The following is a 14,335-nucleotide window of genomic DNA, read 5'->3' on the forward strand; positions in this document are numbered from 1 at the left end:
GGCCGTCCTGGCCGGTGGCCGTCCTGCGTCCTGGCCGGTGGCCGTCCTGGCTGGAGGCTGTCTGTGCCGGTGCCGGTGCCGGTCTCGGATGGTGGCCGTCCGGGTCGGTGGTGGCCCGAGCCGGTGGCTGTCCAACCTTGTGACGGTCTCGGACGGTGGCCGCCGGGCCGGGAGGCGGTCTGAGCGGCCCGGACATATTGCGATAATCGATCCATGATCGAAGCGCGGCGGCTCCATATCCTCCGTGCGGTGGCCGACCACCGCACGGTGACCGCGGCAGCCGCCGCGCTGTATCTCACCCCGTCCGCCGTCTCCCAGCAGCTGACGGCCCTGGAGCAGGAGACCGGCCACCGGCTGGTCGAGCGGAGCGCCAAGGGCGTACGGCTCACCCCGGCCGGCGAGATCCTGCTCGCCCACACCAACGCCGTCCTCGCCCAGCTGGAGCGGGCCGAGGCGGAACTGGCCGCCTACAGCTCCGGAGCGGCCGGCACGGTCACGGTCGCCGCCTTCGCGACGGGCATCGCCCTGGTCGTGGCGCCCGCGGTGGCCCGGCTGGCCGGTACCGCCCCGGGGATCCGGATCCGGGTCCAGGACGCCGAGGGCGACGCCAGTCTGCCGATGGTGCTCGACCGGCAGGTCGATGTCGCGGTGGCCGTCGAGTACCGCGGGGCCCCGGCCGCCGACGATCCGAGGCTCGCGCACGTCCCGCTCTACGCCGAGCCCTTCGACGCGGTCGTCCCGGTCAGCCACCGTCTCGCCGACGCCCCCGAGGTTCCGCTCGCCGAACTGGCCAAGGACCCGTGGATCGGCCCCTACCCGGGCAACCCCTGCCATGACGTGGTCGTCCTGGCCTGCGAGAACGCCGGCTTCCAGCCTCGTCTGGAGCACTCCTCGGACGACTTCCGCGCGGTCGTCGCACTGGCCTCGGCCGACGCGGGCGTGGCGCTCGTCCCGCGTTCGGCGCTGCGCGGCATGGACCTCACGGGGGTGGTCGTACGGCCCGTCGACGGGGTGGCGCCGACCCGGAGGGTCTTCGCGGCCGTCCGCCGGGGAGCGGAGGGGCATCCGCTGATCCGGCCGGTGCTGGAGGCGCTGGGCGAGGCCGCCCGGGTGTGAGCCTTCCGTAACAGCGCCGTCTCATATCCGGGATAGCGTCCCGGATATGAGACATGAGACAGGCGGAGCGGAGACGGTCGGGTCGCCGGACCCCGTCGACGTGCGGATCGCCGGCCGGCTGGCCGAGTTGCGGGCCGAACGCGGTTGGTCGCTGGGGGAGTTGGCGGAACGCAGCGGGGTGAGCCGGTCCACCCTGTCACGGGCCGAGCGGGCGGAGACCAGTCCGACCGCCGCGCTGCTCAACCGTCTCTGCCATGTCTACGGGCGGACCATGTCCCGGCTGCTGAGCGAGGTGGAGGCGGAGCCCGCGCCGCTGGTGCGCGCCGACGAGCAGTCCGTCTGGGAGGACCGGGCCTCCGGGTTCGTCCGGCGGTCCGTGTCGCCGCCGCACCCCGCGCTGCGCGGCGAACTGGTCGAGGGCCGGCTCGCCGTGGGCGCCGACCTCGCCTACGACCGGCCGCCCGTGGCGGGCCTGGAACAGCACATCTGGGTGCTGGAGGGCGCCCTCGAGGTGACGGCCGAGGGCACCGCGCATCACCTCGGTGCCGGGGACTGTCTGCGCCTGCGGGTGTGGGGGCCGACCCGGTTCCGGTGCGCGGGCGACGAGGACGTGCGGTACGTGCTCGCGGTGGTGCTGCCATGACCGTGACCCGGCTCGACGCCCCCCGACTGCGCGCCCGCGCGGCGGAGTTGGCCGACCTGCTGATCGACGCGGTGGACGACGGCGCCTCGCTCGGCTTCCTCGCCCCGCTCGACCGGACGGTGGCCGAGCACTGGTGGAAGGACCGCGCCGAGGGTGTCGCCGCCGGGCGGCTCGCGGTCTGGGCGGCGCAGGACGGGGACCGTGTCGTCGGCACCGTCGGCCTGGCCTTCCCCGACAAGCCCAACAGCCGCCACCGCGCCGAACTCGTCAAGCTGATGGTCCACCGGGACGCCCGCGGGAAGGGCCTCGGCCGCACCCTGCTGACCGCCGCCGAGGAGAGCGCCGTCGCGGCCGGTGTCACCCTGCTGCACCTGGACACCGAGACCGACAGCCCCGCCGAGCACCTGTACCGCACCGCCGGGTGGACCAGGGCCGGGGTGATCCCGGACTACGCGGCGAGCCCGGCCGGGGTTCTCCGCCCGACCACCCTGTACTACAAGCACGTCGCCGTCGGGTGACTGTCAGTGGCAGCGGCTACGGTGCGGAGCATGCCGGACGCCGAAGACGTACGCCGTATCGCCCTGTCCCTGCCGGACACCACGGAGAAGATCTCCTGGAGCATGCCCACCTTCCGGGTCGCGGGGAAGATGTTCGCCACACTGCCCGAGGAGGAGACCTCCCTCGCCGTGCGCTGCCCCAAGGAGGAGCGCGACGAACTGGTGCTCGCCGAACCCGGGAAGTTCTGGATCGCCGACCACGAGGCCCAGTTCGCCTGGGTACGGGCCCGCCTCGCCGCGCTGGAGGACGAGGACGAGCTGCGGGACATCCTCGCCGACTCATGGCGCCAGGCGGCCCCGACGCGACTGCTCGAGGCGTACCCGGAACTGGGGGCGGCCCCGGGGGACTGACGGTGCCCGACGGCCGGGGCGCGGGAAACGGGTGCGCGACCACCGACCCGAGTGCGGTATGGTTTCCATGCGTGTTCGGCCAGGGGAAACCCCAGGTCAGGCAGGCAACGGGACGTGGCGCAGCTTGGTAGCGCACTTGACTGGGGGTCAAGGGGTCGCAGGTTCAAATCCTGTCGTCCCGACCAGCTTCATCGCAGGTCGGAAGGTCGTTTCCACGAAAGTGTGGAAGCGGCCTTCGTTGTTTTCCACGCGGTGAAGCGCGGCGGGACGCGGTGACGTGTCCGCGCCGTCCCGTGCTGTGAGTCGGCCGGACTACCTGTGGATTCGCCCAACCCCGAGTGACGCCCCGCGGCCCCGCTGCCAGGATGAGGCGCCATGACCGCAGGGCACGGCAAGGCCGACAAGCACCGCAGGCTCCACGACACCGCCAAGGCCGAGAAGCACGAGAGGCACCGGACACCGCACGGCCCGGGACGCGCGAAGCGGGCCGGCAAGGCGGCACCGGCCGACGAGTCGACGACCGCGCTGGCGCTGGCCGCGCGGGCCGGGGACGCGGCGGCCGTCGAGGGGTTCGTGCGGGCCCTGCACCACGACGTGGTGCGGTACGTGGCCCATCTGAGCGCCGACCCGCAGGCGGCGGACGATCTGGCGCAGGACACGTTCCTGCGGGCGCTGAGCGGTCTGCACCGGTTCGAGGGACGCTCCTCGGCGCGGGCGTGGCTGCTGTCCATCGCGCGCCGGGCGGTGATGGACAGCTTCCGGTCCGCCGCCGTCCGGCCGCGCCTGTCGGACCAGGCCGACTGGCAGACGGCCGTCGAGCTGGCCCAGCCGCGCGGACTGCCCGGCTTCGACGACGGTGTCGTCCTGCTGGATCTGCTGGCCGCGCTGCCGGAGGACCGGCGGGAGGCGTTCGTGCTGACCCAGCTGCTGGGACTGCCCTACGCGGAGGCGGCCGAGGTGAGCGACTGCCCGGTCGGCACCGTCCGCTCGCGGGTGGCCCGCGCCCGTGCCACACTGGCCGGCCTGCTCACCGAGGCGGGCGAGCCTACCGCCGGCGCAGCCCCCGCAGCTCATCGACCTTCGTCAGCCGGGCCAGAGCGAGGTAGACCAGGACGAGGGTGAGGGAGCCGGCCGCGAGGGCGGTCGCGGTCGACAGGGTGCCGCCGCCCAGCGAGGCCGCGCACGCGGCGGCGGCCCGGCCCGCGGCGGCGGCGAGGCCCGCCGCCACCAGCAGCTTGGTGTACGTGCGCCGCAGCGCGCCGTCGTCCAGGCGACCGCCGGTCCGGCCGCGCAGCCGGCGCGCCGTGAGGGCCAGCCCCGCCAGGTAGGACAGCGTGCAGGCCCCGGCCATGCCGGTCACCGCCCAGCGGTCGGGCAGCAGCAGATGGCAGGCGGTGGCCAGCGCGATGTTCACCGCCGCGATCCACAGCGCCATGAAGAACGGCGTACGGGTGTCCTCGAACGCGTAGAAGCCACGCAGGAGGACGTACTGCGCGGAGAACGGGATCAGGCCGAGACCGAACGCCTGGAGCATGTGGCCGAGCGGCTGCGCGGAGGCCGCGTCGGCCGCGCCGTGCGCGAACAGCAGGGTGGCGATCCGCGGGCCGAGGGCCAGGAACAGGAACGCGGCCGGGACGATGACGACCCCGCTCACCCGCAGCCCGCGCGACAGATCGGCGCGCACGTCCGCGATCCGGCCCTGCGCCACGGCCCGGCTCATACGGGGCAGCAGCGCGGTCACCAGGGAGACGGTGACCACCGACTGCGGCAGCATCCAGATGGTCTGCGCGTACGTGTACGCCGTGTAGCCCGCGCCGGCGTCCGGCAGCCTCTGATCGACGGTGTTGGCGTAGTTGGTCACCACCGTCAGCGAGACGAGGTTCGTCAGGACGAGCAGCAGCGTCCACTTGGCGGCGTGCACACCGGAACCCAGGCCGGAGCCGCGCCAGTCGAACCGCGGGCGGAAGCGGAACCCGGCGGCCCGCGCGAACGGGACCAGCGCGAGGGCCTGCACCGCGATGCCGACGGTCGTCCCGACGCCCAGCAGCCGGACCTGGGCGTCGGTGATGTCCGCGACCTCCGTCGGCACGGTCATGAGGCCGAGGTAGGCGCCGAACATGCCCAGCAGGACGACGTTGTTGAGGACCGGCGTCCACATCATCGCGCCGAACCGCTCCCGGGCGTTGAGGACTTGGCCGTAGATGTTGAACAGGCCGTAGAAGAAGATCTGCGGGAGCAGGAACCGGGCGAAGACCACGGTGAGCCGGTAGGCCTCGTGGTTGTCCGGGCTGTCGCGCATGTACAGCGAGACGATCTGCGGGGCCGCCCACACCGCCAGCGCCGTCCCCACGGCGAGGACCGACACGACCAGGGTGACGAGCCGCTGCTCGTAGGCCCGCCCGCCGTCCGGGTGGGTCGCCCTCGCCCGCACCAGCTGCGGCACCAGCACGGCGTTCAGCGCGCCGCCGATCAGCAGGGTGTAGAGGCTGGTCGGCACCGTGTTCGCGGTGTTGTACGTACTGGCCAGCAGACCGGTGCCCAGGGCGGCGGCCTGGAGGACCTGGCGGATCAGCCCGGTCGCCCGGGACGCGATGGTGCCCAGCGCCATCAGCAGCGACGAACGGGCCGCCCCGCCCTTGCGGACCTCGTGTTCCTCGACCTGCCGCCGTGCCGTCGCCCCCATCCGGCCAACCTACGCCATCAAGATCCGAGAGCCCCAACCGCCTTGCTCACAGCGGCGGTTGGTCCACAGCGGAGTCAGCGGCGACTGCGCACCCGCCCCGCGCGCGGTGGGCTGATGAACTGGAGCTCCAGCGTGACCGGCGGCGCCGCGACCCCCGGGCCGCCGGCCGCCGCCCAGGTCAGGATCTCCTCCGTGCAGTCGTCGTCCATGGCGAAGCCGACCCAGGTGGCCCGGCCGCCGGCCCGGCGTCCGCCGGCCGAGGGCTGGACCACGATCACGTTGGCCTGGTCGCAGGGGCCCAGGCACTCCGTCGTACGGACCTCGAAGGCGCCGGCGGAGTCGGCGGCGGCCGCCCGCAGCCGCTCCAGCTGCCAGTCGTGGTCGTAGCCGGGGTGTTTGCCGGCGTCGCCGCAGCAGCAGCCCCTGCACACCACGAGGGTGCAGGGACGACTGCGGGCGGCGCCCACCAGGGCGCGCGGGCCGGACGGCGCGGGGATCACGCTCAGGAGGCCGAGAGGCCGACGTGGGCCAGGGCCTGCCGCAGCAGGAACCCGTGCCCGCCCGGCATCTCGCTCTGCACCGCGAGCGACGCGGCCTCCTGCGGGCTGAACCACACCAGGTCCAGCGCGTCCTGGCGGGGACGGCAGTCGCCGGTCACCGGCACGATGTAGGCCAGCGACACCGCGTGCTGACGGGGGTCGTGGTACGGGGTGACGCCCTGCGTGGGGAAGTACTCGGCCACCGTGAACGGCTGGAGCGAGGTCGGTACCCGGGGCAGCGCCACCGGACCGAGGTCCTTCTCCAGGTGGCGCAGCAGGGCGTCGCGGACGCGCTCGTGGTGCAGGACCCGGCCGGAGACCAGGGTGCGGCTGACCGTGCCCTCCGGTCCCATCCGCAGCAGCAGGCCGACGCTGGTGACTTCGCCGCTGTCGTCGACGCGCACGGGCACGGCCTCGACGTACAGGATCGGCATACGGGCGCGTGCCATCTCGAGCTCGTCGGAGCTCAGCCAACCCGGCGTGGTTTCGGTCAAGTCAGACATTGCTTGATCATACTTTCAGTGTCCGTCGGGAAGCCGGTAGACCCGGCGGGCGTTGTCGGCTCCGGCCCAGCGTGCCAGGCGCAGCGCGTCGGGCAGGCCCAGTTCGTCGGCGTCCACCCGGTCCTGGAGCAGTTCCCCCAGTCCCCTGCGGAACGCCAGCGCGCCGAGCCCGTAGAACTCCGCCACACCATAGGCGTCCGAGCTGTACAGCAGTTTGCGGAACGGTGTGATCTCCAACGCCTCCTCCAGGACCGCCCGCGCTCGTGGGGGACCCACATGATGCAGGGTGAGCCCCACATCCAGGTAGACCTGCTCGAACACCGCGGCCAGATAGGCGGCCTGCCGCTGGTACGGCCAGCAGTGCAGCAGCAGTACCGGGATGGCGCCCGCCGTCAGGTGCAGCCAGTCCGTGAGACGGCTCGGGTCCACCCGGTGCAGCCGGATGTCGTTGTCGCCGAAGCCGGTGTGCAGTTGGAGGGGGAGCCCCAGGTCGACGGCCGTCCACAGCAGGTGCCGGACCAGCACCGGGTCCGCCAGCCGGCCGCCGCCCGCCAGCCAGCGCCGGGCGGCCCGGGTGACCTCGGCGTCCGGGGGCCGGGCCGGGTCGAGGTCGAAGCCGGTCCGGTAGGCGGCCACCGACTTGACCGCCACCACCCCCGGCCGGCGTACCGCGTCCAGGGCGGCCGCCCGGAACGCGTCGGCGTACCCGTCGGCCTCGACACCCCGCGTGGCCACGGCCTCCGCGACGGACTCCAGCCGGACGACCTCGTGGGCGACCGCCGGTCCACCGGCTCCGGCCGCCCCGGCCAGCTCGGCGGGCGTGGTGATGCGCTGCGGGGCGAACCCGGTGTCGACACAGAACACGCCGGTCCGGGCGGCGGCGAGGAACCGCCGGTTCACCTCCCGCGGACCCAGTTCGGCGCGCCGGGCCAGGTAGACGTCGGCCGGGGCGTGCCGCTCCAGGTCGAGCACCGGCGCGCAGTGGCGGCGTACGGCCACCCCGGCGGGTGTGTCGAAGGCCGAGTGGCCGGGCCACCGGTCGCCCTCGGTGAGCAACGCCTCGAAGCCCGGCCGGTCCAGGGGGTCGGTGACGACGCCGTGGCAGTGGTGGTCCACCAGCTCCAGCTCGGCGAGGGCCTCGTGGACCGGTCCGCCGGTCATGTCAGTACTTCCAGCGGTAGGCCGCGGCCACCCGCTCGTCGTCGAGCCCGTCGACGGCGTCGATCTCGCCCTGTCGTACGGCGCTCACCGCGTCGGCGAGGACCGGGCCGAGCGCGGTCCGCAGCACCTCGTCCCGGCGGAACTCGGCGAGCGCCTCGGCGAGCGAGGTCGGCAGCCGGCGCACGCCCCGGGCGGCGGCCTCCCCGGCGCCGAGCCGGGCCGGATCCCCGTCCGTCTCCTCGGGCAGGACGGCGCCCGACGCGAGCCCGGCCAGCCCGGCGGCGATCAGACAGCCGAGGGCGAGGTACGGGTTGGCGGCCAGATCGACCGGCTTGACCTCCAGATTCGCCTGCTCCGCGCGCCGGCCGGCGGTACCGCGCACCAGACGCAGCGCGCACTCGCGGGTCTCCAGGCCCCAGGCGGTGAACACCCCGGCCCACTGGGACGGCTTGAGGCGCAGATGGCTCGCCGGGCTGGGCGCGGTCACCGCCGTGAGGGCCGGGAGCCGGGCCAGCACTCCGGCCGCGAACGCCTCCGCGTCGGCCGTCATGCCGTGCCGCCGCACTCCGCCCGCGTGCAGGTTCGCGCCGTCCCGCCAGGCGGAGAGATGGACGTGCCCGCCGTTGCCGACGCCTTCCGCCCCGACGGCGGGGGAGAAGGACACCCGCAGGCCGTGGCGCCGGGCCAGCGCGCGGATCGTCTGGCGGACGAGGACGCTGCGGTCGGCCGCCGCCACCGGGTCGAGCGCGCCCACGGAGATCTCGAACTGACCGGGCGCGTACTCCGGATGGATCTGGTCGACGTCCACGCCCTGCGCCGCGCACGCGGCCAGCAGCTCGGCGGTGTACTCGCTCAGCTCGATCTGCCGGGTCGCGCCGTACGCCGGTCCCGTGGCCGCCGGGACGAACTCCCCCGCGGGCGCCGAGTCCAGGCCGACCGCCCACTCGATCTCGATGGCCGCCTTGAAGACGAGACCGTGCTCGCGGGCCGCGTCCGCGACGACGCGGCGGAGGAAGGTGCGGGAGCAGCCGGGGTGCCGCTCCCCGTCCTGGGTGACGCGGTCGACCGGCGCCCAGGCCCAGCCGGGCTGCCCTGCCAGGGCCACCAGCCGGTCGAGGTCCGGGTACAGACGCAGGTCGCCGTCCGGGCCGCCCAGCACATCGGTCGCGACGATGTGGTCGTTCGCCAGGAACGTGTCGAACACCGGCGACATCCCGACCCCCCAGGCCGCCGCCGAGGCCAGCCCGGCCGTGGGGATCGTCTTCACCCGGGCGACACCCGCCGTGTCGACGTAGGCCAGGACGATCCCGTGCACGCCTCTCGCCGAGAGTTCGCCGGCGAGCGCGCCGGCCCGCTCGACCTCTCCGGGACGCCCACCGGGGACGGGATCGGCAAGGGTGGTCATACGTCCTCCACGGTCGGTACGTCCGTTGCGTGCCGTACGTCCGTCAGGGTTTCACGGCCACCGCGCCGTACTGCGGCACCACCGCGAGGGAGTCGGCCTCGCCGCGCCAGCGCGAGCAGGAGACCAGGCCCGGCTCCAGCAGGTCCAGGCCCTCGAAGAACGCGGCGATCTCCTCGCCACCGCGTGCGGTGATCGGCGGGGTGGCGTTCTCGTTCCAGAACTTCATCGCCGGGATCTGGCCCTCACCGCCCACCGCGCTGTCGTGGGTGGGGTGCGTCAGCACCAGGAAGCTGCCGGAGGGGACGTCGGCCATGACCTCGCGGACGATGTCCCGGGCCGCCTCGAAGTCCAGGACGAAGTTCAGGATGCCCAGCATCATCACCGCGACCGGGCGGGTGAAGTCCAGGGTGCCCGCCGCGCGTTCGAGGATCCCGGCCGGGTCGTGCACATCGGCGTCGATGTAGTCGGTGACGCCCTCGGCGGTGCCGGTCAGCAGCGTACGGGCGTGCGCCAGCACGATGGGGTCGTTGTCGACGTACACGATCCGCGACTCGGGCGCGACGCGCTGCGCGATCTCGTGGGTGTTGTCGGCCGTCGGCAGTCCGGTGCCGATGTCGAGGAACTGCCGCACCCCGCGCTCCTCGGCCAGGAACCGCACCGCCTGCCCCAGGAACCAGCGGTCCGCGCGCGCGATCTCCCGGATGAGCGGGAACATCCCGGCGACATGCTCGCCGACCCGCTGGTCGACCTCGTAGTTGTCCTTGCCGCCGATCCAGTAGTTCCACACCCGCGCGTTGTGCGCCACGCTGGTGTTCAGCCGTGCCGACCCGCTCACCTGACCGCTCCTTCTCGCGTCCTGCCCGCGTCACGGGCCTCCGTCCGCCATTGTGCCGCCGGATGATCACCGTTGTCCCCGGTAGGGTGAAAATCCGGTGATCCCGTACAGGAAGCAGGCCATGCCCTACTCGCACGCCCCCCGCCCGTCCGCGTCCGCGTCCCCGGCGGGTCCCGTCGACATCCGGCTGGTCGTCACCGACATGGACGGGACGCTGCTCGACGACGACAAGAAGGTGCCCGAGGGCCTCTGGGAGACGCTGGCGCTGCTGCGGGAGCGCGGGGTGCTGTTCACCCCGGCGAGCGGGCGCCAGTACGCCACCCTGGCCGCGGAGTTCGCCGAGGTCGCCGACGGGATGGTGTTCATAGCGGAGAACGGCACCTACGTGGTGCGCGACGGGGAGGAGCTGAGCTCCGATCCGCTGGCGCCGGGCGTGGTCGCGCGGGTGACGGAGGCCGTACGCCGGCTCACGTCCGACGGCGTCGACGTGGGCGCCGTCGTCTGCGGGAAGCGGTCCGCCTACGTCGAGCGGGCCGACGAGGCGTTCCTGGCCGAGGTGGGCCGGTACTACGTGCGGCACCGGGTCGTCGAGGACGTCACCGCCGTCGACGACGACATCATCAAGGTCGCCCTCTTCGACTTCGGGTCCGCCGAGAAGACCACCGCACCGGCTCTCGCGCCCTTCGCGCGGACCCACCAGGTCGTCGTCTCCGGTGAGCACTGGGTCGACGTCATGAACCGCACGGCCAACAAGGGCGCCGCACTGCGCGCCCTCCAGCGGGAGCTGGGCATCACGCCCGCCCAGACCATGGTGTTCGGCGACTACCTCAACGACCTGGAGATGCTGGACGCCGCCGACTGGTCGTTCGCCATGGCCAACGCCCACCCGGAGGTCGTCCGCCGGGCCCGCCACCTCGCGCCCTCCAACAACGACAACGGCGTACTGCGTACCGTCACGCGCCTGCTGGACCTCTGACGCTCCGGGCGGTCCCGGGCCACGGGCGGGGCCGCGCGTGCCCGTGCTGCCAGGCCCAGGCCGCGATCTCGACGCGGTTGCGCGCGCCCAGCAACCGGAAGCCGGTGCGCCGGCCACGGTCTTCAGGCCGGTCGGGCAGGACACGGAAACCTTCTTCCCCACCCACGGCAGCGGGTGGTACTTGCTCTCGATGCGGCCCGTGACGATGTTCGGGGCGCCCGCCCGGGCCCGCGCGCACCTCGGCCGAACGGCCAGGCTTCACACGCCGGTTCCTCGACCGTTCGGCCGATCGCGCCCGTCGGCTGCGGCCGGCGGGACCGCTCTCCTAGGCTGCGCGGTATGACCGAACCGGCCGTTGTCGCCCGCCTGACCCGCGAGATCACCTCGGAACTCGAACCCGGCCGGTTGGCGGGTTTCTACCAGGACCTGCACCGCCACCCCGAGCTGTCCTTCCAGGAACACCGCACCGCCGCGAAGCTGGCCCTGCGGCTGCGCGCGGCCGGGTACGAGGTGACGGAGGGGGTGGCCCGCACCGGCGTCGTCGGGGTGCTCGCGAACGGTGACGGGCCGGTGGTGTGGCTGCGCGGCGACATGGACGCGCTGCCCGTGCGGGAGGCGACCGGGCTGCCGTACGCCTCGACCGTCGACGGGCTGATGCACGCCTGTGGCCACGACCTGCACGTCACCTGGCTGGCGGCCGCCGCCGAGGCTCTCGCCGCCGCCCGCGAGGCCTGGTCCGGGACTCTGGTCGTGGTCGGGCAGCCCGCGGAGGAGGCCGGGGGTGGCGCGCGGGCGATGGTCGCGGACGGGATCCACGCCCGTTTCCCGCGCCCGGACGTGCTGTTCGGCCAGCATGCGGCGCCGGGGCTCGCCGGGTTCTACCCGCACACGCCCGGCCTGACGCTGTCGGCCTCGGACGACGTCGACGTCGTCGTGCACGGTGTCGGCGGGCACGGTTCGCGGCCCGAGTCGACGGTCGACCCGGTCGTCACGGCCTCGTACATCGTGACCAGGCTCCAGACCGTGGTCGCGCGCGAGGTGGCGGCGAGCGAGTCGGTGGTGCTGACGGTGGGGAGTTTCCACGCCGGTACGAATGCCAACATCATCCCCGCCGAGGCACGGCTCGCGCTGAACGTGCGCACCCAGGACACCCGGGTGCGCGAACGGGTCTTCGCCGCGATCCGGCGGGTCGTCGAGGGGGAGTGCGCCGCCGCGGGCTGCCCGGTCCCGCCCGAGGTCACGGTCCACCCCGGCTGCCCGAACACCGTCAACGACGCCGCGCTGGACGGGGAGATCGCCGCCGTGCACCGTGAACTCTTCGGCGAGCACACGGTGTTCGACTTCGGGCAGGCGCTGGGCAGCGAGGACTTCTCGCTGCTCGCCCCGGCGGGCGTGCCGTACGACTTCTGGTACGTGACCTCGACCCCGGCGGCCGTGTGGGAGACGGCGCCGGGGGAGGAGTTGCGGGAGAAGTTCGCGGGCGTGCCGGGAAACCACAGCCCGTTGTTCGCGCCGGACCTGTCCGTGCTGGTGCCGGGAGTGCGCACGCTGGTGTCGGCGGCGCTCTCCCGGCTCACCGGCTGAGGCGCGGGCAGCCCCGCGGGGTCTACGGCTTGAGCGGATCGTGGCCGATCGTCATCAGACGGTGGCGTCCGCGGGTGTCCTCGGCCCTGGGTTCGTTCTCCAGGTCCGCCTGCGCGGTGACCGTGTCCACGACCCTGTACATCACGCGGACGTCGTCGTCGGTCAGGTCGGTGCGCCGCTTCTGGAGGATCGCCAGCACATGCTGCCCGGTGGGCGTTCCCGCCTCCTCGGGCAGGGGCTCGGCGTTCTCGTCGGCGTCGCGCACCCGGAGCCAGGCGGCCAGCTCCTGCGAGGTCATGTTCACCACGCGGTGGAAGTCCTCCCACAGCGCGTCGAGTTCGAGTGCGTCGGTCATGACGGGTTGTTCGCTCCTTCCGTGGATCAGTGCTCGCGCGGCCAGTTCTCCGCCTCGAACATCCACCGCTGCTTCTCCAGCTCGGCGGTGATGCCGATGAGCAGGTCCTGGGTGACCGGGTCCGCCTCCGCGGTCGTGGTGATCCGCTCCCGCAGTCGTGCGATGGCCGCCCCCAGCGTCTCCGCGATCACCTGGACGACGTCCTCGTCGCGCAGCCAGCCGTCCTTCGGCGACGGCAGGGTGAACGCCGAGGCGATCGTCTCCGGGCGCCCGTCGGGCGGCAGGCCCAGCGCCGCCGCGCGCTCCGCGACCGTGTCGGCGTACGAACGGGCCGTCGAGACCACCTCGTCGAGCTGGAGGTGGATCGAACGGAACCGGGGCCCCACGATGTTCCAGTGCGCCTGCTTCCCGATCAGGGACAGGCCCAGAAGATCCACGAGGGTGGTCTGCAACGCGTCGAAGGTGACCTGGCGGGCCGGTTCGGGCAGGGGGCTCTTCACGACAGTCATACGGTGCTCCTTGTCGTCGCGTCGGGTCTGGCGGTACGGAGCAGTTCCGCGCGTTCCTCCTCGCCGGTCCCGCCCCACACGCCCGAGGTCCGTCCGATCGCGAACGCGTAGGACAGACACTCGGCACACACCGTGCAGCGGGCGCAGACGCGTTTGGCCGCCGCGGCGTCGCGCAGGGCGGGTCCGCTCGTGCCCACGGGGAAGAACAGCTCAGGGTCCTCGCCCACACAGGCGGCACTGCGCAACCACTCCATGCAGGCGCGGGTGCCCCGGTCACACCACCGCAAACAGCCGCATCTCCGTTCCGTCTCAGGGAGCGAGCACACCGTCCAGGAAGCGCGTCACGTCCGCGAACACCTCGGCGCGGTTCGTCTCGTTGAAGACCTCGTGCCGGGCTCCCGGGTAGATCCGCTCGGCCGGCGCGCCGCCGCTCAGTCGCTCGACGCCGGTCCGGCTGCCGGGCAGCGGGACCAGCCGGTCGTCGTCCCCGTGCAGCCAGAGCAGGGGCAGCGGGCCGAGGTCGCCGCCCTCGGCCACGGTCTCCAGGGTCCGTACGAACGCCTCGAGCGTCGGCCGCTTCATCGGCCCGTGCCAGACCAGCTCGTCCGCCGCGTAGGCCGCGCCCACCGCGGGGTCGCGGGAGAGGGCGGCGGGCGAGACGGGGAGGTCGGGGATCTCCTCGTGCGCCAGCAGCCGGCCGGGCAGCTCCCAGCCGCCGATCACCGGGCCGGACAGCACCAGCGCGGCGAGTGTGTCGCCGTACCGCTGGGCGTACCGGGCCGCGATCAGGCCGCCCATGGAGTGCCCGATCACGATCAAGGGGAGGTCCGGGTGCGTGGCCCGGGCGAGCCGTGCCACGGCGTGCACATCGGTGACCACGTCCTCGAAGTCCTCGATCACCACGCGCTCGCCCGCCGACCTTCCGTGCCCCATGTGGTCGGGGGCGAAGACGGCCGCGCCGTGCCCGGTCAGGACGTCCGCGAGTTCCCCGTAGCGGCCGGCGTGCTCGCCGTAGCCGTGCACCAGAAGGGCGAGCCGGCGGGGCCGCGGTGGGGACCACTCGTGTACGGCGATCGTGCCGCGGGTCCCGGTGAGGACGTGTTCGGTCATCTCTCCTC

General features: G+C 73.4%; 17 protein-coding genes and 1 tRNA gene. 8 read left to right on the forward strand and 10 right to left on the reverse strand.

Features of this window, described 5'->3' with window-relative positions; genetic code table 11:
* The first annotated feature begins 213 nt into the window (after positions 1-213).
* The 6 genes from G9272_RS37915 to G9272_RS37940 all read left to right on the forward strand — a co-directional run bounded on the left by G9272_RS37915 (position 214) and on the right by G9272_RS37940 (position 3,789).
* On the forward strand, positions 214-1,116 hold the full coding sequence (locus G9272_RS37915) for a LysR family transcriptional regulator (protein WP_171400737.1): 903 nt from the start codon (positions 214-216) through the stop codon (positions 1,114-1,116).
* A gap of 46 nt (positions 1,117-1,162) precedes the next feature.
* Positions 1,163-1,759, forward strand: a complete 597-nt coding sequence (locus G9272_RS37920) for a helix-turn-helix domain-containing protein (protein ID WP_171400738.1) — start codon at positions 1,163-1,165, stop codon at positions 1,757-1,759.
* Entirely contained in the window at positions 1,756-2,277 is a 522-nt protein-coding gene (locus G9272_RS37925; RefSeq protein ID WP_171400739.1) for a GNAT family N-acetyltransferase, read from the forward strand. The genes G9272_RS37920 and G9272_RS37925 overlap by 4 nt, the downstream gene beginning before the upstream one ends.
* 30 nt (positions 2,278-2,307) lie before the next feature.
* The gene (locus G9272_RS37930) at positions 2,308-2,667 is read left to right on the forward strand and encodes an MmcQ/YjbR family DNA-binding protein (RefSeq protein ID WP_171400740.1); all 360 of its coding nucleotides are present in this window, start codon (positions 2,308-2,310) and stop codon (positions 2,665-2,667) included.
* A gap of 108 nt (positions 2,668-2,775) precedes the next feature.
* Positions 2,776-2,852 (forward strand) — tRNA-Pro (locus tag G9272_RS37935).
* A gap of 190 nt (positions 2,853-3,042) precedes the next feature.
* Positions 3,043-3,789, forward strand: a complete 747-nt coding sequence (locus G9272_RS37940; protein ID WP_171400741.1) for a sigma-70 family RNA polymerase sigma factor — start codon at positions 3,043-3,045, stop codon at positions 3,787-3,789.
* Here G9272_RS37940 and murJ read toward each other — a convergent pair.
* The 6 genes from murJ to G9272_RS37970 form a co-directional block, all read right to left on the reverse strand.
* Entirely contained in the window at positions 3,713-5,350 is a 1,638-nt protein-coding gene (gene murJ, locus G9272_RS37945; RefSeq protein ID WP_171400742.1) for a murein biosynthesis integral membrane protein MurJ, read from the reverse strand. The genes G9272_RS37940 and murJ overlap by 77 nt on opposite strands.
* A gap of 74 nt (positions 5,351-5,424) precedes the next feature.
* Complete coding sequence (locus G9272_RS37950) at positions 5,425-5,850, reverse strand: (2Fe-2S) ferredoxin domain-containing protein (RefSeq protein WP_253268064.1); 426 nt, start codon at positions 5,848-5,850, stop codon at positions 5,425-5,427.
* Positions 5,851-5,852: 2 nt separating this feature from the next.
* Complete coding sequence (locus G9272_RS37955; RefSeq protein ID WP_107095599.1) at positions 5,853-6,392, reverse strand: NUDIX hydrolase family protein; 540 nt, start codon at positions 6,390-6,392, stop codon at positions 5,853-5,855.
* 15 nt (positions 6,393-6,407) lie between these two features.
* Positions 6,408-7,553, reverse strand: coding sequence for an amidohydrolase family protein (locus tag G9272_RS37960; RefSeq protein WP_171400743.1), 1,146 nt, complete (start codon positions 7,551-7,553; stop codon positions 6,408-6,410).
* A gap of 1 nt (position 7,554) precedes the next feature.
* Complete coding sequence (locus G9272_RS37965; RefSeq protein WP_171400744.1) at positions 7,555-8,958, reverse strand: glutamine synthetase family protein; 1,404 nt, start codon at positions 8,956-8,958, stop codon at positions 7,555-7,557.
* A gap of 43 nt (positions 8,959-9,001) precedes the next feature.
* Complete coding sequence (locus tag G9272_RS37970) at positions 9,002-9,793, reverse strand: SAM-dependent methyltransferase (RefSeq protein ID WP_171400745.1); 792 nt, start codon at positions 9,791-9,793, stop codon at positions 9,002-9,004.
* 121 nt (positions 9,794-9,914) lie between these two features.
* Between G9272_RS37970 and G9272_RS37975 the strand changes: the two genes are divergently transcribed.
* Both G9272_RS37975 and G9272_RS37980 read left to right on the forward strand, forming a co-directional pair.
* Positions 9,915-10,769 (forward strand): Cof-type HAD-IIB family hydrolase, encoded by an 855-nt coding sequence (locus G9272_RS37975; RefSeq protein WP_171400746.1) that lies wholly within the window; start codon positions 9,915-9,917, stop codon positions 10,767-10,769.
* A 339-nt stretch (positions 10,770-11,108) separates the two neighbouring features.
* Entirely contained in the window at positions 11,109-12,353 is a 1,245-nt protein-coding gene (locus G9272_RS37980; RefSeq protein ID WP_171400747.1) for an amidohydrolase, read from the forward strand.
* A gap of 22 nt (positions 12,354-12,375) precedes the next feature.
* Here the strand turns inward: G9272_RS37980 and G9272_RS37985 are convergent, their stop codons facing one another.
* From G9272_RS37985 to G9272_RS38000, 4 genes are read right to left on the reverse strand one after another with little or no spacing between them, the layout of a single operon-like run.
* Positions 12,376-12,708 carry a DUF3140 domain-containing protein gene (locus G9272_RS37985; RefSeq protein WP_171400748.1) on the reverse strand — a complete coding sequence of 111 codons (333 nt, stop codon included), beginning with the start codon at positions 12,706-12,708 and terminating at the stop codon, positions 12,376-12,378.
* Between the two features lie 26 nt (positions 12,709-12,734).
* Positions 12,735-13,217: a Dps family protein gene (locus G9272_RS37990; protein ID WP_171400749.1), complete on the reverse strand. Its 483-nt coding sequence runs from the start codon at positions 13,215-13,217 to the stop codon at positions 12,735-12,737.
* A complete protein-coding gene (locus tag G9272_RS37995) occupies positions 13,214-13,471 on the reverse strand; it encodes a WhiB family transcriptional regulator (protein WP_171400750.1) in 258 nt (85 codons plus the stop codon). The genes G9272_RS37990 and G9272_RS37995 overlap by 4 nt, the downstream gene beginning before the upstream one ends.
* A 55-nt stretch (positions 13,472-13,526) precedes the next feature.
* Positions 13,527-14,327 carry an alpha/beta hydrolase gene (locus G9272_RS38000; protein WP_171400751.1) on the reverse strand — a complete coding sequence of 267 codons (801 nt, stop codon included), beginning with the start codon at positions 14,325-14,327 and terminating at the stop codon, positions 13,527-13,529.
* Positions 14,328-14,335: the final 8 nt, after the last annotated feature.

The sequence above is a fragment of the Streptomyces asoensis genome (assembly GCF_013085465.1).
GTDB classification, from domain to species: Bacteria; Actinomycetota; Actinomycetes; order Streptomycetales; family Streptomycetaceae; genus Streptomyces; species Streptomyces cacaoi_A.